This window comes from Streptomyces sp. NPDC048461, assembly GCF_055587105.1.
This window is the reverse complement of record NZ_JBVJGW010000018.1, coordinates 1-21,624: the sequence shown is the minus strand read 5'-3', so window position 1 is coordinate 21,624 and position 21,624 is coordinate 1. Positions and strand designations below refer to the sequence as shown.

At 73.5% G+C, this 21,624-nt stretch carries 15 protein-coding genes; 3 read left to right on the top strand and 12 right to left on the bottom strand.

Going from position 1 to position 21,624, the window contains the following annotated elements; translation table 11 throughout:
• Positions 1 to 10: 10 nt before the first annotated feature.
• Together ACZ6S8_RS27205 and sbnA are read right to left on the bottom strand one after the other, a co-directional pair.
• On the bottom strand, positions 11 to 8,044 hold the full coding sequence (locus ACZ6S8_RS27205; protein WP_469460026.1) for an amino acid adenylation domain-containing protein: 8,034 nt from the start codon (positions 8,042 to 8,044) through the stop codon (positions 11 to 13).
• 107 nt (positions 8,045 to 8,151) lie between these two features.
• Positions 8,152 to 9,132 carry a 2,3-diaminopropionate biosynthesis protein SbnA gene (gene sbnA / locus ACZ6S8_RS27200; protein WP_469460120.1) on the bottom strand — a complete coding sequence of 327 codons (981 nt, stop codon included), beginning with the start codon at positions 9,130 to 9,132 and terminating at the stop codon, positions 8,152 to 8,154.
• 282 nt (positions 9,133 to 9,414) lie between these two features.
• On the opposite strand from sbnA, the gene ACZ6S8_RS27195 reads away from it, so the two are divergent.
• On the top strand, positions 9,415 to 10,062 hold the full coding sequence (locus ACZ6S8_RS27195) for a LuxR C-terminal-related transcriptional regulator (protein WP_469460025.1): 648 nt from the start codon (positions 9,415 to 9,417) through the stop codon (positions 10,060 to 10,062).
• Between the two features lie 26 nt (positions 10,063 to 10,088).
• Here the strand turns inward: ACZ6S8_RS27195 and ACZ6S8_RS27190 are convergent, their stop codons facing one another.
• From ACZ6S8_RS27190 to ACZ6S8_RS27160, 7 genes are all read right to left on the bottom strand, one after another.
• The gene (locus ACZ6S8_RS27190) at positions 10,089 to 11,237 is read right to left on the bottom strand and encodes an acyl-CoA dehydrogenase family protein (RefSeq protein ID WP_469460024.1); all 1,149 of its coding nucleotides are present in this window, start codon (positions 11,235 to 11,237) and stop codon (positions 10,089 to 10,091) included.
• Positions 11,234 to 11,863: a hypothetical protein gene (locus ACZ6S8_RS27185; RefSeq protein ID WP_469460023.1), complete on the bottom strand. Its 630-nt coding sequence runs from the start codon at positions 11,861 to 11,863 to the stop codon at positions 11,234 to 11,236. The genes ACZ6S8_RS27190 and ACZ6S8_RS27185 overlap by 4 nt, the downstream gene beginning before the upstream one ends.
• The gene (locus tag ACZ6S8_RS27180) at positions 11,860 to 12,732 is read right to left on the bottom strand and encodes a hypothetical protein (RefSeq protein ID WP_469460022.1); all 873 of its coding nucleotides are present in this window, start codon (positions 12,730 to 12,732) and stop codon (positions 11,860 to 11,862) included. The genes ACZ6S8_RS27185 and ACZ6S8_RS27180 overlap by 4 nt, the downstream gene beginning before the upstream one ends.
• Before the next feature lie 2 nt (positions 12,733 to 12,734).
• Complete coding sequence (locus ACZ6S8_RS27175; RefSeq protein ID WP_469460021.1) at positions 12,735 to 13,007, bottom strand: phosphopantetheine-binding protein; 273 nt, start codon at positions 13,005 to 13,007, stop codon at positions 12,735 to 12,737.
• Positions 13,008 to 13,089: 82 nt separating this feature from the next.
• On the bottom strand, positions 13,090 to 14,391 hold the full coding sequence (gene lysA, locus ACZ6S8_RS27170; protein WP_469460020.1) for a diaminopimelate decarboxylase: 1,302 nt from the start codon (positions 14,389 to 14,391) through the stop codon (positions 13,090 to 13,092).
• Entirely contained in the window at positions 14,388 to 15,803 is a 1,416-nt protein-coding gene (locus tag ACZ6S8_RS27165; RefSeq protein WP_469460019.1) for a preATP grasp domain-containing protein, read from the bottom strand. Before ACZ6S8_RS27165 ends, lysA begins: the two co-directional genes overlap by 4 nt.
• Before the next feature lie 28 nt (positions 15,804 to 15,831).
• Positions 15,832 to 16,761 (bottom strand): 3-oxoacyl-[acyl-carrier-protein] synthase III C-terminal domain-containing protein, encoded by a 930-nt coding sequence (locus ACZ6S8_RS27160; protein WP_469460018.1) that lies wholly within the window; start codon positions 16,759 to 16,761, stop codon positions 15,832 to 15,834.
• Positions 16,762 to 17,216: 455 nt separating this feature from the next.
• Between ACZ6S8_RS27160 and ACZ6S8_RS27155 the strand changes: the two genes are divergently transcribed.
• The gene (locus tag ACZ6S8_RS27155; RefSeq protein WP_469460017.1) at positions 17,217 to 18,260 is read left to right on the top strand and encodes a hypothetical protein; all 1,044 of its coding nucleotides are present in this window, start codon (positions 17,217 to 17,219) and stop codon (positions 18,258 to 18,260) included.
• Between the two features lie 532 nt (positions 18,261 to 18,792).
• On the top strand, positions 18,793 to 19,503 hold the full coding sequence (locus tag ACZ6S8_RS27150) for an AfsR/SARP family transcriptional regulator (RefSeq protein WP_469460016.1): 711 nt from the start codon (positions 18,793 to 18,795) through the stop codon (positions 19,501 to 19,503).
• Positions 19,504 to 19,515: 12 nt separating this feature from the next.
• Here the strand turns inward: ACZ6S8_RS27150 and ACZ6S8_RS27145 are convergent, their stop codons facing one another.
• From ACZ6S8_RS27145 to ACZ6S8_RS27135, 3 genes are read right to left on the bottom strand one after another with little or no spacing between them, the layout of a single operon-like run.
• Positions 19,516 to 20,229, bottom strand: a complete 714-nt coding sequence (locus ACZ6S8_RS27145) for a 4'-phosphopantetheinyl transferase family protein (RefSeq protein WP_469460015.1) — start codon at positions 20,227 to 20,229, stop codon at positions 19,516 to 19,518.
• 4 nt (positions 20,230 to 20,233) lie between these two features.
• On the bottom strand, positions 20,234 to 21,184 hold the full coding sequence (locus ACZ6S8_RS27140; protein ID WP_469460014.1) for an ATP-binding cassette domain-containing protein: 951 nt from the start codon (positions 21,182 to 21,184) through the stop codon (positions 20,234 to 20,236).
• Positions 21,185 to 21,189: 5 nt separating this feature from the next.
• Entirely contained in the window at positions 21,190 to 21,396 is a 207-nt protein-coding gene (locus ACZ6S8_RS27135) for an MbtH family protein (protein WP_469460013.1), read from the bottom strand.
• Positions 21,397 to 21,624 lie beyond the last annotated feature (228 nt).

Genomic DNA, 21,624 nt, shown 5'->3' with positions numbered 1-21,624 from the left:
GTGTGCTCTCTCATGAATCCAGTGACTCCAGCTCAGTGTCGAGTTCGTCCATCTCGTCGTCGCTCAGTTCCAGGAGCGGTGCCTGCGCGGCGACGGCCGGCTGCTGCGCCGGTACGCCCGCACCGGCGGCGGCGACGGCGGCCGCGAGGGCGAGGGGGGTGCGGTGTCCGAAGACGTCCCGGGGGGTGATCACGATGCCGTGGGCGCGGGCCCGGCCCACGACCCGGATGGAGCTGATGGAGTCCCCGCCGAGGGTGAAGAAGTTGTCGTCGATGCCGACGGCGTCGACTCCGAGCACCTCGGCGAACACCGCGCACAGCGAACGCTCGACCGCGTCGCGGCCCTCCCGCCGGGTCCCGGCGCACGTCGCGTCCGCCGCTCCCGCCGGGTCGGGGAGCGCCTTGCGGTCCACCTTCCCGTGGGCGGTCAGCGGCAGGGCGGGCAGCGCCACCCACGCGGACGGGACCATGTACTGCGGCAGCACCCCGGCGAGGTCGGCGCGGATCCCCGCGAGGTCGTCGGCGTCCTGCGCCACCACGTAGGCGGCGAGGCGGGTCGCCGCGGACGGGTCCGTGAACGTGACCACCGCCGCGTCGGCCACCTGCGGCAGGGCGCGCAGGGCGGCCTCGATCTCACCGAGCTCGATCCGGTGGCCCCGCACCTTGACCTGGTGGTCGCGGCGTTCGACGAATTCCAGCTGCCCGTCCGGCCGCCGCACCACGCGGTCACCCGTGCGGTACATCCGGGCGCCGGGGACCCCGGCGTACGGGTCGCCGACGAAGGTGGCGGAGGTCCTGGCCGGGTCGGCGAGGTAGCCGCGGCCGACTCCGGCCCCGCCGACGTACAGCTCGCCGACCGTCCCCACCGGCACCGGGCGCAGCTCGTCGCCCAGCACGTAGAGGAAGGTGTTGCGGACGGCGGAGCCGATCGGCACGCGGGCGCCCGGCCGGTCCTCCGCGTGGAGCACCGCGTGCGTGACGTCGTCCGAGCACTCGGTCGGGCCGTACGCGTTGACCAGGGGGACGGCGGGGAAGCGGCCCCACCACCGGTCGCACAGCTCGGCGGGGAGCGCCTCGCCGGTGACCACGAGCCGCCGCAGGCCGCCGGCTCCGGCGGCGGCGCCCGCCGCGTCCCAGGCGTCGAGGGACGCCCGGAGCAGGGACGGCACGACCTCCAGGATCGAGACGTCCTCGGCCGCCACGACGCCGAACAGCGCGTCGGGATCGGCGGCGACCTCGCGGGACACCGCGCGGACGGTTCCGCCGACGACGAGCGGGGCCAGCATCTGCCAGACCGACACGTCGAAGGTGACGGGCGCGTTCTGCACGACCCGGTCGCCGGCGCCCAGGGCGAGGTCCTCGACCTTGGCCAGCAGGTGGTTCTCCATGCCGAGCCGGTGGACCATGGCGCCCTTGGGCTTGCCCGTGGACCCGGACGTGAAGATCACGTAGGCGAGGTCGTCCGGGCGGCCGAGGGGCCGCGCCAGACCGTCCGGCGCCTCGGCCACGTCCGCGAAGCCGGCGGCCGTCCGCAGCGCGACCGCGCCCGGACCGGTTGCCTCCAGCACCTCGGAGGCCAGGTCCTCGCAGCCCGGGCCCGTCAGCAGGCACCGCGCCCCGGAGTCCGCGAACAGCGCGGCCGTGCGGGCCACGGGGGCGCCCACGTCCAGGGGGATCCAGGCCGCTCCCGCCTGCAGGACGGCCAGGACGGAGCCGACGAAGGCGGCACCCGGTTCGGCCAGCACGGCCACGAGCGAGCCGGGGCCCGCTCCGGCGGCGGTCAGCCGTCCGGCCAGTTCGTCCGACCAGCGGACGAGGGACGCGTAGCCGACCTCGTGCTCCCCGTCCGCCACGGCGACGGCCGTGGGGGAGAGCCGGGCGAAGGCGCGCACGCGCTCCACCACGCCGCCGGCGATGCCGGTGGCGGCGGCGCTCGCGGTGTCGTTCCACTTCCGCAGCAGGCCGCTCTCGTCCTCGGTCAGGACGTCGAGCCGGCCGACGCTGCGGCCGGGGGCGGCGGCGAGGTCCAAGAGCAGCCCCCGCAGGCGCTGCGCCACGGCCGCCACCTCGTCGCGGGACAACAGGTCGGGCGCGTAGTCGAAGCGGACCTCGAACTCCCGGCCCGGCAGGACGACCATGCTGAGCGGGTAGTGGCGGGCGTCGCGGGCCGTGACGCCGGTGATGCGCAGTCCGTCGCGGCCGGTGGTGACGGAGCCCGCGGCCTCGGCCAGGGGGAAGTTCTCGAACACGAGCGCGGTGTCGAAGGGTTCGCCGTACGCGGCCAGTCCCGGGGAACCGGCGAGCATCTCGGCGAGCCCGAGGTGGTCGAAGTCCCGCAGGGCGGACTGGGCGTCCTGGATCCGCAGCAGGAACGCGCCGACGGTCTCGGCGGGGTCGAGGACGGCCCGGACCGGCAGGGTGTTCAGGAACGGCCCGACGATGCCCTCCACGCCCGGCAGCGCCGCCGGCCTGGTGGAAACCGTCGACCCGAACACCACGTCGGAGCGGCCCGTGAGCCGGCCGAGCAGCACGGCCCAGCCGCCCTGGAAGACGGTGTTGAGGGTCAGGCCCTGGCGCGCGGCGAAGCCGGAGAGCGCGGCGGTCTCCTCGGCGCTCAGCCGCAGGGGCAGCGAGTCCGGTTCGACGGGCAGCCGGTCGGGAGCCGCTCCGCACAGCAGGGTCGGCTCGTCGAGACCGGCGAGGGCGTCGGTCCAGGCCGCCCGGGCCGCGTCGTGGTCCTGACCGGCCAGCCAGGCGAGGTAGGCGCGGAAGGGAACGGCGGGCGGGAGGGTCCCGCCGGCGCCCTCGTCCTGGTAGCAGGCGAGCAGTTCGCGCACGAGCACGGGCATGGACCAGCCGTCCACCAGGATGTGGTGCAGGGTCCAGACCAGGCGGTGGCGCTCGTCGTCCAGCCGTACGAGGGCCCAGCGCATCAGCGGCGGACGGGCCAGGTCGAAGCGCCGGAGCCGGTCCTCCTCGGCGAGCCGGTCCAGCTCGGCCCGCTGCCCGTCGGGCGCGAGCCCGGACAGGTCGACGCGGCGCAGCGGTACGCGGATCCCCGAGCGCAGCACCGAGACCGGACCGCCCGAGTCCCGGTGGCGGAAGGCCCCGCCGAGCCCGGGGTGCCGCTCCACGAGGGTGGCCAGGGCGCGCTCCAGGGCGTCCGCGTCCACCGCGCCGTGCAGGTCGGCCGCGACCTGCAGCGTGTAGAGGTCGGTTCCCCGCTGGTCGAACTCGGCCTGGAACAGCATGCCCCGCTGCATCGCCGTCAGCGGCAGCACGTCGGTGACCGCGGTGTCGGCCGGGGCGTCCGGTGCCTGCTCGATCTCGTCGATCTCCTCCTGGCTCAGCGCCACCAGGGGCAGGTCGGAGGGGGTGTGCCCGCCGGCTCCGGGCAGGGCCGCGTGGCTGACGAGGGCGCGCAGGGCCGCGAACCAGGCAGTGGCGAGTTCACGGACCTCCGCCTCGTCGAGGAGCCCGTCCGCCCACAGCCAGTCGGCGACCAGGCGCGGACCGTCGGCGTGGTCCTCGGTCACCGGGGTGACCGACAGGGTGTGGCGCAGCGGGGTGTCCGGGTGGAACCCGGTGGCGATGACGGAGGAGCCTCCGGCGAGGGTCCAGGGGCCGGCCGTCCCGTCGACGCGGAACCGGCCGAGGTAGTTGAAGCCCAGGCTCGGGGCGGGCGCCGGGGCCAGCGCCCGGGCGGTGCGCGGGTTGAGGTGGCGCAGCAGGCCGTGGCCGATCCCGCGGTCGGGGACGGCGCGCAGCTGCTCCTTGACCCGCTTGACGGCGGTGGCGAGCGCGGGGCCCGAGGCCCGGGCCTCCTCGCGGTCGAGGGCGCCGAGGTCGAGGCGGACGGGGAAGACGGTGGTGAACCAGCCGACCGTGCGGGAGAGGTCGACGTCGTCGGTGATCTGTTCGCGGCCGTGGCCTTCGAGTTCGATCAGGAGGGGGCGCGCGGAGTCCGGCGCGGAGCGGCCCCGCCAGTCGGCGGCGGCCAGGGCCAGTGCGCCGAGCAGGACGTCGTTGATCTCGCCGTGGAAGGCGGCGGGCACCGCGGTCAGCAGCGCGGCGGTCTGGTCGGCGGGCAGTTCGAGCCGCAGCCGCCGGGCGGTGCCGTACGTGTCCCGGGACGGGTCGAGCGGGCGGCTGCCGAGGACGGACGGCTCGTCCTCGCGCTGGGCCTGCCAGTAGGGCAGTTCGGCGATCCGGCCCGCGGCGCGGGACTCTGCCGCGAGGGTGGCCGCCCAGCGCCGGTAGGAGGTCGCGGCCGCCTCCGGTTCGGGTGTCCGGCCGGCGGCGACGGCGGTCCAGGCGGCCTCCAGGTCGCCGGTCAGGATGCGCCAGGAGACGCCGTCGACGACGGTGTGGTGGGCGAGCAGCAGCAGGTGCGAGGTGGGGGCGCTGCCGCCGTGCAGCAGCACGGCCTGGAGCATGACCCCGTCGGACGGGGAGAGCCGGGTGCGTGCCGCGTCCGCCTCGGCCGTGACCAGCAGGTCCAGTGCGGCGGGATCACCGGCGGCGCCGGAGGCGTCCACGGTGCGGATCAGCCGGCCCGCGGCCACGGAGCCGCGCGCGGCGGTGTGCAGGGACCAGATGCCGGGGGCGGGCTCCGCCACCGTCAGGCGCAGTGCGTCGTGCGCGTCGAGCAGCGACTGCAGGGCGGGGGCGAGGGTGCCGGCCGTCATCGCGGTGGGCACCCGGAGCAGGACGTACTGGTTGAACTGGCCGGCGGGGCCGTCCAGTTCGCCGAGGTCCTCGGCGAGCTGGGAGATGATCGGGGTCGGCTCGACCTCGCCGACGCCGTCCTCGGCGGCCCGCGCGGCGGGGGCGCTCTCCCCGGCCGCCCCGGTGGCCGTCCCCGCGTGGGCGGCGAGGGCGGCGGGGGTCTTGAGGGCGAACACGTCGCGGGGGGTGAGGACGATGCCCCGGCCCCGGGCGCGGCTGACCACCTGGATGGAGCTGATGGAGTCCCCGCCCAGGGTGAAGAAGCCGTCGTCCGCGCCCACCGCGTCGAGGCCCAGGACCTGCGCGAAGATCTCGCGCAGCGCCTGCTCGGCGGGGTTGCGGGGGAGACGGCCGCGCCGCCCGGCCGCGGCCGGGGAAGGCGCGCCGGCCGCGGTGTCGCCGGCCGCGGCGACGGCGGTGGCCGTGGCGGCACCCGCCGGCGCGGGCAGCGCCCGGCGGTCGACCTTGCCGTGCGGGGTCAGCGGCAGCGCCGGCAGCGGGATCCAGCTGGTGGGCACCATGTACGGGGGGAGCAGCTCGGCCAGCGCGTCCCGCACGGAGGCCGGTTCGGTGCCCGGCGCGACCAGGTAGGCCACCAGACGGGCGGCGCCGGAGGAGTGCGCGGGGGCGGTGACGGCGACGTCGACGACGTGCGGCAGGGAACGCAGCGCCGCCTCGATCTCGCCGAGCTCGACCCGGTGGCCCCGGATCTTCACCTGGTGGTCGCGCCGCTCCAGGAACTCCAACTGCCCGTCCGGGCGCCAGACCACGTGGTCGCCGGTGCGGTACATGCGGCTGCCGGGAACGGGGGCGAAGGGGTCGGGCACGAAGGCCGCGGCGGTCTTCGCCGGGTCCAGGAGGTAGCCGCGGCCGACCCCCTCGCCGCCGACGTACAGCTCGCCGATCGCGCCCGGGGCCGCGGGCCGCAGGTCGTCGCCGAGGACGTGGAGCAGGGTGTTGCGGACGGGCCGGCCGATCGGTACGCGGGCGCCGACCGCGCCTCCGGCGCGCAGGACGGCGTGCGTGACGTCGTCCGAGCATTCGGTGGGTCCGTACGCGTTGATCAGCGGGACCCCGGGGTGGCGCTGCCACCAGCGCGTGCACAGGTCGGGCGGCAGGGCCTCGCCGGTCACCATGAGCCAGCGCAGGTGCCGGGCGGCCGGAGCGCCGGGCGCGGTGTCCCAGTTGTCGAGGGCCGCGCGCAGCAGGGTCGGGACGACCTCCAGGACGGTGACGTGGTCGTCGGTCGCGGTGGCGAACAGGGCGTCGGGATCGGCGGCGACCTCGCGGGGGACCACGTGGACGGTTCCGCCGACGACGAGCGGGGCCAGCATCTGCCAGACCGACACGTCGAAGGTGACGGGGGCGTTCTGCACGACCCGGTCGGCCGCGGTCAGACCCAGGTCGTCGATCTTGGCGCCGAGGTGGTTCAGCATGCCGGCGCGGTGGACCATGGCGCCCTTGGGCTTGCCCGTGGAGCCCGAGGTGAAGATGACGTACGCCAGGTCGGCGGGGCCGCCGGCCGGTGTGCGCAGCTCGTCCAGCGGCACCGGGTGCGGGGTCAGGCCGCCGGGCAGCGGGTGGGTCCGTACGCCGCCGTCGCCGAGCTCCGCGGCCAGGCCCTGCAGCCCGGGCCCGACGAGCAGGTGGCCGATCCGCGCGTCGGTGACCAGGCCGTCGATGCGGGCGGTCGGCGCGTGCACGTCGAGGGGTACCCAGGCCGCACCCGCGCCGAGGACGCCGAGGACGGCGCCCACGAAGGCGGCGCTCGGCTCGGCGAGGATGCCGACCAGGGTGCCGGGGCCGACGCCGGCCGAGACGAGCGTCTCGGAGAGCTCGTCCGCCCAGATCGCGAGCGAGGAGTAGGAGGCGTCCGTGGCGCCGTCCGTGACCGCCAGGGCGGCGGGAGTGGTGGCGGCGAACTCCCGTACGAGCTCCACCACTCCCCCCGTGAGGGCCTCGCCGCGGGGTCCGGTGCCGGCCGCCAGGAGGGCGGCGCGCTCCGGCTCGGTCGCGAGGTCGAGGCGGCCGAGCGGCGTCGCCGGGTCGGCGGCCGCGAGCACCTGGAGGAACGCTCCGAAACGGCGCAGGTGGTCCACGACCTCGGCCTCGGAATACCGCTCGGGGTTGCCGTTCATGTGCAGTTCGAGGGTGCCCTCGGCGCCGTCCAGCACCGTGATCATCAGGTCGTCGACGATGCCGGTGGAGAGGTTGTGCAACCGGGCCCCGCACGGACCGAGTCGGAACTCCGGTGTCTGCGGGAGCACGTTGACGAAGGGGCCGAAGGGCCGCCGGTCGGACTGCATGCCGAGCGAGCGGCGGATGCGCTCGGCCGGGTAGCGCTGGTGGCGCAGGGAGCGGGCGACGGCCTTCGACGTGCTGCCCAGCAGCTCGGACACCGTGGTCGCGGGAGCGACGCGCGCCGGGAGCGGCAGGTAGTTGGCCACCATGCCGGGCACGTTGCGCGCCGTGGCCGTCAGGCGCGCCGTCATGGGGAGGGTCAGCAGCACGTCGTCACGGCCGGCTGCCTTGCCCACGTACGCCGCCGTCGCGGCGATGGCGAAGGTGGGCCAGGTGACGCCGGCCGCGGACGCCGCGGCGCGCAGGCGGCCGGTGGCGACCGCGTCGACCTCGCGGGTGCGGCGCAGGAAGCCGGTGCCCGGTACCGGGTCGCCGGCGGCGAGGCTGACCGGTTCCGCGGCGCCGTCGAGGTGGGACGCCCAGAAGCGCCGGTCGCGCTCCAGGGCGGGCGACTCCAGGTACGCCGCCTCCTCCCGGAGCAGCAGCTCCAGCGGGGGCAGCGGGTCCCCCGGCGGCTCCTCGCCGGCGCTCAGAGCCCCGTACACCTCGCTGAGGCGCCGGTAGACCGCGAGCCGGCTGTAGCCGTCGGACAGCAGGTGGTGCATGGCCAGGTAGAGCAGCGTACGGTCCGCGGACACGCGGAAGAGGACCGTGCGGAACAGCAGACCGCCTTCGAGCTCGAACGGCCGGTGCAGGTCCTCGTCCATCAGCTTCAGCGCCTCGCCGACCGGGTCCGGGCTCCCGCCGAGGTCCAGGACCTCCAGCGGGAGCCCGTCCAGCGGTGCGATCCGCTGCACCGGCAGCCCGTCCACGTCGAAGAAGCGCGCCCGCGTGCACTGCGCCTCGTCCAGGACCTGTCGCAGCGCGCGCCGCAGCAGCTGCTCGTCGAGCGGCCCGCTGACGTCCAGGTAGTCGGCCATGTTGTACGCGAGCCGACCGCTGGACAGCTGCTCGTCGAACCAGATGCCTTTCTGCGCCCCGGTGAGGGGCAGGTCCGGAAGGGTGCGCGAAGTCATGACGGTCTCCATGAGTGCTGGGACGAGGTGTGCCGGTGAGGACGCCCGCCCGTTGGCTCAGGACGTGCGGTGCGGACGGGCCCGGGGCCCGGGACGGGGGAGGGGGGTCAGAGGCTCTCGGCCGCCACCGCCTCCTGGAGGACGCCGGGACCGTAGAGGTCGCTCACCCACTGGTCCTGGTAGACGGTGTCCAGGTAGCGCTCGCCCAGGTCGGGTGCGATGGCCACGGCCGTCACGTCGGCCGCGAGGCCATTCCCGGCGAGCCAGGCGGTGGCGCCGCTGACCACGGTTCCGGTGGACCCCCCGAAGAGGAAGCCGCGCCGGGCCAGTTGCCGGCAGGACCGGATGGTGTCGATCTCCGGGACCATGACCACGTCGTCCACGTAGGACTCGTCGAGCAGGTGGGGTCGTACGCCCGTCCCGAGGCCGGGGATCATGCGGCTCTGCGACGGTCCGCCGAAGGTGACGGACCCGACGGCGTCGACCGCGACGATCCGTACGGAGGGCTTGTGCTCCCGCATGTAGCGCGCACAGCCCATGAGCGTGCCGGTGGTGCCGGCGCCGACGAACAGCACGCCGAGGTCGGGGAACGCCTTCAGGATCTCGGGACCGGTCAGCCGGTAGTGGGCCATCCAGTTGTTCGGGTTCGCGTACTGGTTGAGCCACACCGAACCGTCGATGCCCGCGCACAGTTCACGGACCCGCTGGATGCGGGCTCCGAGCAGCCCGTCGACCGGGTGCGGCTCGGTGACCACCTGCACCTCGCTGCCCAGCAGCTGCATGAGCTGGCGCGCGGCGAGGGTGCAGCGGGAATCGGTGACGCAGATGAAGCGGTAGCCGCGGCTGCAGGCGACGATGCTCAGCGCCACGCCGAGGTTCCCCGAGGAACTCTCCACGATCGTCGAGCCCGCGCGGAGTTCACCGGAGCGTTCCGCGGCCGAGACCATCGCATGGGCTGCCTTGAGCTTGATGGAGCCGGCGAAATTGAATCCCTCGCACTTCAGGATCAGACGTTCGCCGACAACGGATTCAAGGTCGACGTAGAGGTCGTCGGCATTGAATTCATGCGGGGCGGATATGACTTGAATGGGACACTCTCCACGTCGATGTGTCCGGCGGAGGCGGTGAACCAGGCCGGCTTGCCTGCTACTGGGATGTCTTCATCGGCCATGAGTGGTCAAATGCCCTTTCGGCGTCGGACTTCGAGAGCTTGTCAAACGCCGCTGACGATCAGTTGACCAGGCGCTGACCGCTCGTCGCACCTTGGTTGCCCGTCGCAACCGGGCATTGCTAGCTTGTGGCCCCGGGAGCCCCGTCCCGGCCGCGCCGGGGCTGACGGGGAACAGTCGGGGAACAGTGGGGGAAATGACATGCGTCTGGTGCTCGCAGAAGACCAGTTCCTGCTCCGCGAGGGGCTGACGCGGCTATTGGAGCTGAACGAATTCGAGATCGTCGCCGCGGTCGGTACCGGTCCCGAGCTCACCCGGGCGCTCGCCGAACACGAGCCGGACATCGCCCTCGTCGACATCCGGATGCCGCCCACGCACACCGACGAGGGGCTGCGGGCCGTCCTGGAGGCGCGGCGCCGCCGGCCCGGCCAGCCCTCCCTCCTGCTGTCGCAGTACGTCGACCAGCTGTACGCGCAGGAGCTCCTCGCCGACGGTGAGGGCGGCGTCGGCTACCTGCTCAAGGACAGGGTGTTCAACGGCTCCCAGTTCATCGAGGCCCTGCACCGGGTGGCCGCGGGGGGCACGGTCATGGACCCCGACGTGGTGTCCCGGATGATGAGCCACAACTCCCAGGACCAGCAGGTCGCCCGTCTCACCGACCGGGAGCGCGAGGTCCTCGGGTACATGGCCGAGGGCCGGTCCAACGCGGCCGTGGCGGCCGTGCTGGTGATCACGGAGAAGGCGGTCGCCAAGCACATCAACAACATCCTGGCCAAGCTGGACCTGCCGCCGTCGAAGGACGACAACCGGCGGGTCATGGCGGTGCTGACGTTCCTGAACCGGGCCTGAGCCCGCGCGGACCGCCCGCCCGGCGTTCACGCCCCGACCCTCCCGGACTTCAGCCCCTGGAACAGGTTCAGGTGCTGGATGTTCCGGGTCCCCTCCATGAACTCGACTCCCCGGGCGTCCCGGACCAGTTTGTCCAGGAGGGGATGGGCCGGCCGGGCCGCCGGTGCGAGCAGGTCACAGGCCGCCAGCGTCGTCTCCTCGGCCAGCGCGCAGGCCCGGGCCTTGGCCGCGGAGGCGAGGTACCCCTCCCCGGTCGCGTCCACGGCCCGCGCCGCCTCGTGCACCAGCGCCCTGGTGGCGTCGATCCGCCGGCCCATCACCTCGATCCGGTCCCGGTCCGCGCCGCGGGCCCCGGCGTAGTGCTCCCGTACGTAGGCGTGGGCCGCGCCCGCGATGCCCAGGGCCAGGGCCGCGACCGAGGGCCGCAGCTCGTTGAACACCTGGAGGGACGCCCAGATGCCGCGCCGGGCGGGCGACAGGTGGCGGCCCAGGACGCGGTCGCGCTCGACGGCCGCCCCGTCGAGGGTGATCGCCCCGATCTGGGCGCCGCGGATCCCCAGGCTGTCCAGCGGCTCGGCGCGGTAGCCCGCCGTACGGGTGTCCACCAGGACGGCCGTCACCCCGAGCGGGCCGGGCCGGGTGCGGGCGAAGACGGCGGCGTACCGGGCACGGGCCGCGTTGCCGACGTACCGCTTCGCACCGGTCAGCCGCAGCTCGCCGTCCTCCTCGCGCAGGGCGGTGCCGAGCGCGGAGGCGTCCGAACCCCGTTCGGGCTCGGTCAGCGCGAAACAGGTCCAGGTCGGGGCGGCGGTCATCTCGCCGAAGAACCACTCCTGCTGCTCCCGGTCCCCGAGCTTCGCGACCAGCACGCCCGACATGGACGGCCCCGGTGCGGCCAGGGTCATGCCGATGTCGCCGGCGGCGAACTCCTCCAGCACCACGGCCCGTTCCAGACCGTTCGTCCCGTCGAACCGGTACGGGCCCACGGCCGGCGGCTCCGCCGCGAAGGCGGCGGGCACGCCGAACGTGCTCAGGAAGCGCACGCCGGGCAGATCGAGGTGGTCCGTGACCGACCCGGGGTCCCGGTCGAGGTCCAGCGCGGCCGCGCGGAAGTCGGCCGCCCATTCGCGGGCCTGACCGCGCAGGGCGGTCAGACGGGCGTCCAGCGTGCTCACCCGTCCTCCTTCGCCGTGTCGTGGATGTCGGCCAGCAGCTCGGACGCCTCGGCCGTCGCTCCCGGGCCGTCCGCGAGATACCCGTACGCGCCGAGGAGCCGCAGCAGCGACCGGCCGTTGAGGGTGATCTGGCCGTGCAGGCTCCGCAGGAACGGGCCCTGCAGCGGGGTGCCGGAGTCCAGCAGGGCGGACAGCTCCAGCTGGTGCGCGAGCGCCTCGGCCAGCTGCCCCTTGACCATCTGCTGCATCAGGACGGTGCTCTCGCCGCTCGGCCGGGAGCCCAGGTGCGCGACGCAGGCGTCGCGCAGGCCCTCGGCCACCCCGAGCCGCAGCCGCAGCAGCCCCATCGGGTCGACGGCGCCGCCGCCGGGCGGGGCGGGCCGCGGATCGCGGGCGACCACGACCGCACCCCCGGCGAGCGCGTAGCGGCGTACGACCGTGTGCTCCGCCGCCCGCTCCTCCGGAAGCAGGGCGAACCCGGCCGGCCCGCGCGGAGCCGGGCCGGAGCCGGGCGCCCCGAGGAGCAGGCGCAGGGCCGGCGCGAGGCCCTCCCTGCGCGCCACGTCCCGGACGGACCGCTCCGGCCGCACGGCGACGGGCGCGGTGTCCAGGCCCGTCGCCGTCACGCGGCTGCCGCCGGGTCGACCCGGCAGACCGACAGGTCTCCCAGGACCGGGTCGTACTCGACGAGCAGCGACGCGCCCCCGCCGGCCGCCGCGACGCGCTCGGCGAACGCCCCCAGCACGGACGTGCACGGGTAGCCCGCCGGCGCCCGCCGCACCGATCCGGGGGACACCGGCAGCTCCCAGGCGGGGTCCACGCCGGGCCCCGCCACGACCTCGGCGGTGCCCTCCGGGTCGAGTTCCCGGATCAGCGCGGCCACCTGCCCGGGAGCCTCCCGCGGGTCCAGCCCGCAGACCTGGCGCACCCGGCAGTTGTCCCCGGAGGCCTCCAGGACCAGGGCGACCGCGCCGTCCCCGGCCAGCCCGCGCGGGCCGGAGCCCGGCACGTCGTACGGCATGACGTGCTGGTCGAAGGCCAGGACCAGCACCCGCCGGAACCCGTGCCGGCGGGCGTAGCTCCGGGCGAGGGCGAGCGCGCTGAACGGGCCCGTCGGACCCTGGTCGGCCACCGCGAGGAGCAGCGGCCGGCCCGGCAGCCGCTCCGCCAGCGTGGGCGCGGTCAGCACCGTCGGCAGGAAGTCCGGCGTGGAGTAGGCGAGGACCACGAGGTCGGTCTCGGGCTGCTCGCCCAGTGCGGCGAGCAGTTCGGCGCCCATGTCCTCGAAGGTGTTGCCGACCGCGGTGTCGAGGAGCTCTTCGCGCAGGACCACACCGGCGTGCCCGGTGTGGCTCGGGAAGAACCGCCGCTCGGCCTCCTGGCCGAGCGGCGTGGTCCCGGTGCCGAAGGTCCGGTGGACGGCTCCGGTCACCGCGAGACCCCCGGGGAGGGCCGGCCGCGTACCGCCGGCCGGTGGCGCTGCTGCGAGGGCCATGGTCAGCGGCCGAGCTCGGCGGTGATGAAGTCGGCGAGCGACTGCACCGTGGCGAAGTGGCTCATTTCCAGCTCGTCGGTGTCGAACTCCCCGTCGAGCAGCTCCTCCAGGCGCAGCAGCAGGTCGAGCACGCCCGTCGAGTCCAGCCCCAGGGTGTCGAAGAGCTTCGTGTCGGGGGACAGATCGCCCAGGTCGCGCTGGAGCACGGCCCCGAGGGCCTCGGTGATGGCGTCGACGACCTGTCGGTCGGCCGTGGTCGCGATGGTCTCGGTCATGTGGGTAGCGCCCTTTCGCGGCGTCGGTGCGGTGGTCGGGGAGGGCCGGAGAGGATCCCCGGCAAGATCCGGAAGAGACGGCCTAGCGCTCGGCCGCGGTGGCGACCGGCGCCGGATCGAACAGGCGCTGCTTGGCCAGCAGGTCCTCGGCGCTGTCGGCCTCGCGCACCAGATGGGCGCGGCCGTCGTGGACGAGCACCTCGGCCGGGTAGCCGTGGCTCAGGAAGTTCACGGGCGAGGCGGTCGGCCCGTACGCCCCGGAACGCTCCACGCCGATCAGGTCGCCCGCGCGCAGCGGCGGGAGGGCGGCCTTCTTGGCGAGCGTGTCGTTCGGGGTGCACAGGGGGCCGGTGACGTTCCAGACCTCCGTGGCGGGCTCGTCGTAGCGGTTGAGCACCCGGATCGGGAAGTTGCGCTTGACGAAGGAACCGATGCCCACGGCGGCCATGTGGTGGTTGGTGCCGCCGTCGGCGACGGCGAAGTTCTCGCCGAGCGAGGTCTTCGTGTAGCGCACGCGCGTCACGTACGTGCCGCTCTCGGCCACCAGGTACCGGCCCAGCTCCATGATCAGCCGGGTCTGCGGGTGGCTCTGCGCGAAGGTCTCCAGCACGGGGTTGACGGCCTGCGCCAGCACCCCGAGCTCCAGGTCGCGCTCGCCCTCGAAGTAGGAGACGCCCAGGCCCCCGCCGACGTCGACCATGTCGAGGTCGAAGGCGTGGTGGGCCGCGATGCGTTCGGCCAGTTCGAGGATGCGGCGGGTGTTCTCCACGATCGCGTCCTCGCTGAGGATGCGCGTGCCCATGTACGCCTGGACGCCCATGAGCCGGACGTGCTCGAACTCCTTGCCGAGGGGGCCCGCGGCGAGCAGCTGCGCCTCGTCGATACCGAACTGGCGGGGCTTGCCCCCCATGGTGAGGCCGGAACCCTTGACCGCGAAGCTGGGGTTGACGCGCAGCGCCACCGGGGCGACCAGGCCGAGCTCCGCGGCGAGCTCCTCGATCAGGTCCAGCTCGGGGAGCGACTCGCAGATGATCGTGTAGATCCCCTGTGTGAGGCACTCCCGCAGCTCGGCGCGGCTCTTGCCCGGGCCGAGGAACATGATGTCGCGGGGCTGTACGCCGGCCTTGCGGGCGGTGAGCAGCTCGGCCATCGAGGAGACCTCGGCGCGGGCGCCGTGCGCGTGGAGCAGGGCGCACACCGAGACGTTGGGGTTGGCCTTGAGCGAGTAGAAGAACTCCAGGCGGGGGTGCATCAGGTCCCGCAGGGCGGTGATCCGTGAGGTCAGGGCGGCGCCGTCGTAGACGTACAGGGGCGTGCCGAACTCGGCGGCGAGTGCGGTGATCCCGAGTCCCTGGACCCGGAACTCGGTTGGCTCGACTGTCATGACTGACCTTTCCACTGGGACCGGGCGGTGTCCCGGACGCGGGAGGCGTCGAGCGCCCCGCCGGGTCCGAGCCGCTCCGTAACGGCCGCGTCCAGCGCGGCGAGCTCCTCTGCCGAATCGCCCGTGATCAGGCCGTAGAGCCGGCCGCTGAACGGGCTGCCGGATCCCGCGCCGGCGTTGACGGTGGCGTAGTTGTTGACGACCAGCCCGCTGCCGCCGGGGCGGTCCAGCAGGAGGTCGCCGAGCACCTGCCGCAGGGTGTCGAAGGGCAGCGGCCGGTCGAGCACCAGCGGGTAGTGACGCGCCAGGGCCTGCTGGCCCTCGCCGAGCAGCTGCTCCTGGAGGCGGGCCTGGTACGTCGACATGTTGTTGCGGGCGTTGATCTCGATCACCGGGTACACCCCGCCGTCGGGGTCGAGCATGGCGTCCACCCCGACCACGCCGAAGAAGCCGTCGTCCGCGAGCCGGCGGCCGAGGAGCGCCGCGGTCCGCTCGATCACCTCGTGCTGCCCGGCCGTCAGGCGCGGCGGGAAGCGGTGGCCCTTGTGGACGCCGCCCTCCGTGATGGCCTCCTTGACGAAGTCCAGGCGGACGGAACCGTCGCGGGCGATGGTGAACTGGTAGTTCAGGTCGGTGACCTTGGCGACCTTCTCCTCCAGGACGAAGGCGATCCCCTCGGCGCCCGATTTCTGCACGGAGTTCGCGACCATCCGCTCCATCCGCTCCAGGCGCCGGGTGCTCTCGATCTCGGCGATGCCCTTGCCGGAGACGCCGAAGGCCTCCTTGACGAGGATGGTGGCGCCCGCGTCGAGCAGTCCGGCCGCGGCGGCGACGGCGGTGCGCAGTTCGCCGAGGGTCTCGCAGGCCCAGCCGCGCGGCTGGCGCAATCCCAGCGCGTCGGCGGCGCGACGGCTGTAGACCTTGCTGTTGACCGCCTTGCACAGTTCGGCGGAGGGCGCGGCCAGGGCGATGCCCGCCTTGCCGGCGAGGTCCTCCTCCCACTCCGAGACGCCGTGCGGGGACAGCAGGGCGCCCTGCGCGCCGAGCTCGCCGAGGACGGCCAGCAGTCCGGAGTCGCCCAGCGCGTCCTGGGTGACGGTGTTGCCGGGGATCTGACCGCGCACCACGTGGACGGTGGGGAGGCCGAGGCCCAGCTCCCGGAGGTAGGCCAGGTAGCCCGGGTCGGGTTCGGTCTTCAGGACGACGTGGTCGTCGACGTCGCCGAGCAGCAGCGCGAACTCGTCCATGCGGTTGACCACGGCCGTGTTGCCCGCGGAGGAGACCCGGGGCAGCCCGGTCTCGCCGCGCGCCCACTGCTCCTCGACCTCGAAGTTGCCCAGGAAGACCAGGGAGCCCGACGGACCGCCGGCCACCGCTGTCTTCAGCCGCTGGTTGAATTCCCTGCCAGTCACCGCAGGCCTCTCTCGCTGTGGGTTCACGTCAGTGCTCCACGACCATCGCGGCGAAGCTCGCCCCGAGTCCGACCGAGACCATGAGGTAGCGGTCGCCCGGATTGATCCGCCCGAGTGCGGTCGCGGTCGCGTAGTTGATGAAGGGGTCCGCCCCGAAGCAGTGCCCCGTCTGCGGGATGTTGTCCAGGAACATGCGCTCCACCGGGACCCCCAGCCGGTCGCTGAGCCTCACCCAGGCGATCCGGTTGACGTTGTGGGGGAGCACCAGGCTGATGTCGTCGGCCGTCAGGGACGCCTGTTCCAGGGCGCTGCCGACGACCTCCATGAGGACGTCGGCGTACATCTCCCGGAAGCGGACGAAGGCCTCGTCGGGCATGACCAGCCCGGGGGCGCCCACCGATACGGTCCTGGTGGCGAAGCCCAGGACCCGGTCCTTGGTGCCGCGTGCGGAGACCAGCACCGCCGCGGTGCCCTCGCCGGTGATGCCCATGCCCCCGAGGACCTGCGAGATCTCGCCGTGGGCCTTCTCGCCGACCAGGACCAGGGCCAGCGCGTCGGGGTCCTCCTCCTCGGCCAGCAGCATGCCCGCCACGTCGACGGCGAGCAGCCCCGAGGCACAGGCCTGTTCGGTCAGCGCGAAGGTCTTGGCGTGGCGCAGACCGGCCTCGCGCCGCACTTCGTGCAGGGGGCTCAGGGGGTAGGGGGACGTGAAGCGCTGCGTGCGGGGCCGGAGCACGTAGCGGACCCGGTCCTCCTGGCCCCGCAGGAGGGACAGTTTGTGGACCGCGGCCAGCAGGCTCTCCGTCTCGGACTCCGTGTCGTCCCAGCAGATCTCCGACAGGCCGAAACCCCTGCCGTAGCGGCGGAGTTCGGTGTCCGTCAGGCCCAGTGCCTCCTGGCGGCTCGTGATGGAGACCTGAGTGGGCCAATGGGCGGATACTTCGGTCAGTGAGGTCACGGCTGGCCGGCTCCTCTCAGCGCAGTCGTCGAAGAACAGGTCGGCACGGAGCGCGCGATTGCGTACCACCGTCGTCCCGACCGGGCCCATGCACACCTGATCCCCCGAGCCGTACGCTCCGGGGGACGCTGATCAAGCTAGTGGGCCGAATTGACATGCTGCTGACCGAGCGCTGACGTGATTCGAGCGGCCGGGACCCGACGGTTTCGCCGCGGGAGCCGGCGGTCGGCGCCCTGTGAAATTCATGCGAACTCCCCTACTGGAAACGGAAGTCGGTCGGCTACTCTGCGACAGCTCACCGCATGACGCAGCCCGGGTCCGTGTGTACTCCGCGATTCCGGGGCTGGTCCTTCACAGGCGGGCGCACGTCGGCCGGTCGCCGAACGGCCGGCCCTCCGCCGCAGCCCCGTCATGGCGCCGGAGCGCATCCCGATTCCCAGAGGTGAGGAAATCTCATGTCCCAGGAGAGCCTGCTCTTTCTCAACCGGCCCGCCGTACTCGCCTGCCTGGACAAGCTGGACCCGGTCGAGGTCGCCGCGGACGTCCTGCGCATCCAGGCCGCCGGGCGCACCGAGATCCCGGCCGAGGGCTACCTGCCCTGGACCAACGGCGACGGCGCCTACAGCCGCGCCATCGCGATGCTGGGCGCCCTGCACCGGGAGGACGGCCCGGTGTACGGCATGAAGCTCATCAACGCCGCGGTGAACAACCCCTCCAAGGGCATCGAGCGCGCCGGCGGGCTCAGCTTCGTCTTCGACCCGGAGACGGCGCGGCCCCGACTGATAGCGGAGGCCGGTTACCTGAGCGCCGTCCGCACCGCCGCGTACACGATGGTCAGCCTGCGCGTGCTCGGTCCGGAGCGCTGGGACGGCATCACGCTCATCGGTACGGGCGCCCTGGCCCGTGCGCACCTGGACCTGCTGGTGGGCGCCTTTCCGGACGTGCGCACGGTGGTCGTCTTCGACCTGTCCGAGCAGCGGGCGGCGGAGCTGGCCGCCTGGGCGGGCGAGAAGCACCCGCAGCTGAAGGTGACCGTCGCGGCCACGGCCGCCGAGGCCATCAGGGCCACGCCGGTCACCGTGACGCTGACCACGAGCAGCGAACCGTACCTGCGCGCCGACCTGTTCGAGCCGGGGAGCTTCGTCGCGCACGTCTCCCTCGGCGACCTGACCGAGGGGGTCTTCCTCGGGGCGCAGGCCGTCTACGGGGACGACCTCGACCTGATCGAGGAGAACCCGCGCCGGATCCTGGGCAGCCTGCTGCAGGAGCGGAAGGTGACCCGGCCGGGCACGGAGGGCGCGCCCGCGCGCGGGGCCGGCCGGTCCGTCGAGGGGACACTGGGCCAGGTTCTGCTCGGCCAGGTTCCGGCCATCCGGCCGACGAGCGGCTACGTGGTGAGCAACCCCTTCGGCATGTCGATCCTGGACGTCGGGCTGATCGACGCGGTCCACCGCACGGCGCTGGACCTCGGCGTCGGCCAGCGGCTCGACCTGCTGTGACGGCTCCGGGGGGTGCGCGACCCGGGTGCCCCCCGGCCCCGTCGGGCCCGCCCGGCGACGGGCGCCCGCACCTACGGCGTTTTTCGGCCGACGGGGCATCAAAATCCAGCAAAATCGCGTGCTTTCGCGCATTCACGGGAAGCCCCGCGCGCGGGGGGCGTGTTAGGTTCGCAGCCGGGGGAATTGAGGTTTGCGGCGTGAACGGACATATCGTGACCGGCCAGTCACGATGAAACCGTCAGCCGCGCCGAAATAACGAAGTGTCCGGGGGGACTTCTTGTGCTCGACCATGTGGTTTCGTGCGCCTCAAACAGTGTCCACCCCTCCCTTGGCTCCCTCGGATTCCAGCCGATGCCCGCCCCAGGCGGACGTTCCGGAAATGGAATGAAGGTCGACCATTTAGTGATCGAAGCTTTTGGGACGGGGACTAGTGAAATCTTACCAGCCGGTAGATGTGCGATTTTCGGTGGAACTGCTCGGGGCGACGCAGGTTACGGTGGGGAATCACCCGCGTAGCCTCGGGGCGAATCGCGTGCGAACCCTGCTGGCGGTCCTGGCATTCGCTCCCGGCGAGGTCGTGTCGGTCGACCTGCTGATGGAGGAGCTTTCCACCGATCAGGACTCCAAGAACCCGAAGAACGCGCTCCAGGCCAACATGCGCCGGCTGCGGACCTCCCTGGAGGGCATGACGGGCATACCGGGGAACCTCCTGGTGCGGACCTCGGCGAACGGGTACCTCCTCGACCTTCCGCCGTCCGCCGTCGACGCGCACCGCTTCGACGACCTGGCCACCCACGGCTCCGCCCTGCTCCACGAATCGCCGCACGAGGCGGCCCGGCTCCTCGACGAGGCGCTCCGCCTCTGGCGCGGCCAGGCCCTCGCCGACGTCGAGGGCGGACTCAGGTGCGTCGCCTACGCGAACCGGCTCGCCGGACGCAGGCTGGGCGCCCTGGAGGACCTCTACGAGGCCAGGCTGAGCATCGGCCGGGAGGCGGCCGTCGTCAGCGCGCTGGAGCAGCTGGCCTGCGAGCACCCCGAGCGGGAGCGGATGTCGGAGCTGCTGATGCTCGCCCTCTACCGGGTGGGCCGCCAGGGCGACGCGCTGGCCGTCTTCCAGCGGGTCCGTGCCTGGCTGAACACCGAACTGGGCCTGGAACCGCGCAAGAAGATGCGGCGGATCCAGGAAGCCATCCTCATGCAGGACCCGGCGATCGACGCGGGGATGGTCTTCGCCGACCGGTGACCGCCGGAGCCGTCACGGGGCGTCCATCGGGTCGTCGAGGTGGCACTCGGTCAGGTCGATGGGCCCGCGGGTCTCGACGGCGAGGGCCGCCGTGTACCCGGGGCCCGGCCGCAGATCGGACATGGCGATGGACGGCGGGACGAAGTCGGCCTCCCACCGCGTCAGTCGCGCCGGCCGGTCCGGCGCCGACACGGTGATGCCGCGCAGGGAGGACGAGAGCCCCAGGCCCACGGCCTTGAGGATCGCCTCCTTGCGCGTCCAATAGGTGTGGTAGGCCGCCGACCGGTCCCCGGGCGGCACCGCCTCCAGGTCGCGCAGTTCCCCGGCGGACAGCACGCGCGACGCCAGCCGTCCGACCGGGCGGTCGCAGATCCGTTCCACGTCGACCCCCGGCTCGGCGTCCGCGGCGAGGGCCAGGGCGACGCGCCCGCCGGAGTGGGAGATCGAGAACCTCACGGCCGCGCCGGGGACCCGCGGCTTCCCGTGCGGCCCCGCGCAGTGCCGGCACCGCCGGTCGAACCGTACGAGGTCCGGGGCCACGCCCGTGGCGCGGCCCATCGCCGTCCGGACCAGGGCCCGCGCCGAGGCGAACCGCGCCCGGTCGGCGGGCTCCGCGAACCGCTCGTACCGGGCCCGCTCCTCGGCGGACATCAGCCCGCGGAACTCGGCCCGGTCGAGCGCGGGCGCCCACAGCACCAGGCACGCGACTCCCGCCCGCTCCCGCATGCCGCTAAGCCGCCTGGTGGTCGGTCAGCGTCAGGAACACCTCGTCCAGTGACGGCCGCCGCTGGGCGAAGTCGGACACCGGGATGCCCGCCCGGTGCAGCGCGTCCGCGGCGCGGGCGATGCCCGCCAGCCCGTCCTGCAACTGGATGCCGAGCACCCCCTTGTGGTCGTCCCGGGTCAGCTCTCCCACCAGTACGCCGCTCAGCGCCGTCAGCGCGGCGGGGACGTCCGCGGGATCGGCGAAGGTGATCTCCAGCCGCTCCTCGCCCACCCTGCGCTTGAGTTCGTCGGCGGAGCCCTCGGCGACCACCGCCCCCTTGTCGATCACCGCGATGCGGTCGGCGAGCTCGTCGGCCTCCTCCAGGTACTGCGTGGTCAGCAGGACCGTGACGCCCTCCGCCACGAGCTCCCGTACGACGGCCCACAGGTCCAGCCGGCTCTTCGGGTCGAGACCGGTCGTCGGCTCGTCGAGGAAGATGACCTCCGGGCTGCCCACCAGGGTGCTCGCCAGGTCCAGCCTGCGCCGCATGCCGCCCGAGTACTCCCGCAGCGGCTTGTCGCCCGCGTCGCTCAGGTGGAAGCGGGAGAGCATCTCCTCGGCCCTGGCGCGGGCGGCGGCGGTGCCCAGGTGGAGCAGCCGGCCGAGCAGGACCAGGTTCTCGCGCCCGGACAGTTCCTCGTCCACGGCGGCGTACTGGCCCGAGAGACCGATCCTCCGGCGCACCTCCCTCGGGTCCTTCGAGACGTCGAAGCCGCACACCGTGGCCCGGCCGCCGTCGAGCCGCAGCAGCGTGCTGAGGATGCGGACGGTCGTCGTCTTGCCGGCGCCGTTCGGGCCGAGGAGCCCGAGCACGGTGCCCGCGGGGACGTGGAGGTCGATCCCCTTGAGGACCTCCTGGTCCTTGTAGTTCTTGCGGAGGCCCTCGGCCTCGATCGCCGCCGGTGCGTGAGCCACCGGGATCAGGCCCCGTGCTCGACGAGGCTCAGCGGGCGCAGGTCGGTCCAGTTCTCCTCCACGTAGCGCACGGCGTCCTCGCGCGAGGCGTCGCCGAGCACCGTGCGCCAGCCCGCGGGGACCTCGGCGAAGGACGGCCACAGGCTGTGCTGGTTCTCGTCGTTGACCAGCACGTGGAAGGTGCCTTCAGGATCGTCGAACGGGTTGCTCATCTGCGGTCGTCCTGTCTGTTCGTCATGGTCAACTTCCTTGACCACTATGCGTCATGGGTACTGACGAGAGGCTGACGGACGGCTGATCGCGGGGAGGCGCGCGGCGGCCGGCACAGGAGCGGGGGGGGGGGCCCCCCCCCCGCCCCCCCCCCCCCCCCCCCCCCCCCCTCCCCCCCCCCGCCCCCCACCCCCCCCACAAGACCACGCGCGCACGCCTCAAGCGCGGCC

Coding starts and splice junctions, on each gene's coding strand:
- ACZ6S8_RS27205 (WP_469460026.1), bottom strand. CDS start 8,044: ATGACTTCGCGCACCCTTCCGGACCTGCCCCTCACCGGGGCGCAGAAA.
- ACZ6S8_RS27195 (WP_469460025.1), top strand. CDS start 9,415: ATGCGTCTGGTGCTCGCAGAAGACCAGTTCCTGCTCCGCGAGGGGCTG.
- ACZ6S8_RS27180 (WP_469460022.1), bottom strand. CDS start 12,732: ATGGCCCTCGCAGCAGCGCCACCGGCCGGCGGTACGCGGCCGGCCCTC.
- ACZ6S8_RS27175 (WP_469460021.1), bottom strand. CDS start 13,007: ATGACCGAGACCATCGCGACCACGGCCGACCGACAGGTCGTCGACGCC.
- lysA (WP_469460020.1), bottom strand. CDS start 14,391: ATGACAGTCGAGCCAACCGAGTTCCGGGTCCAGGGACTCGGGATCACC.
- ACZ6S8_RS27155 (WP_469460017.1), top strand. CDS start 17,217: ATGTCCCAGGAGAGCCTGCTCTTTCTCAACCGGCCCGCCGTACTCGCC.
- ACZ6S8_RS27145 (WP_469460015.1), bottom strand. CDS start 20,229: ATGCGGGAGCGGGCGGGAGTCGCGTGCCTGGTGCTGTGGGCGCCCGCG.
- ACZ6S8_RS27135 (WP_469460013.1), bottom strand. CDS start 21,396: ATGAGCAACCCGTTCGACGATCCTGAAGGCACCTTCCACGTGCTGGTC.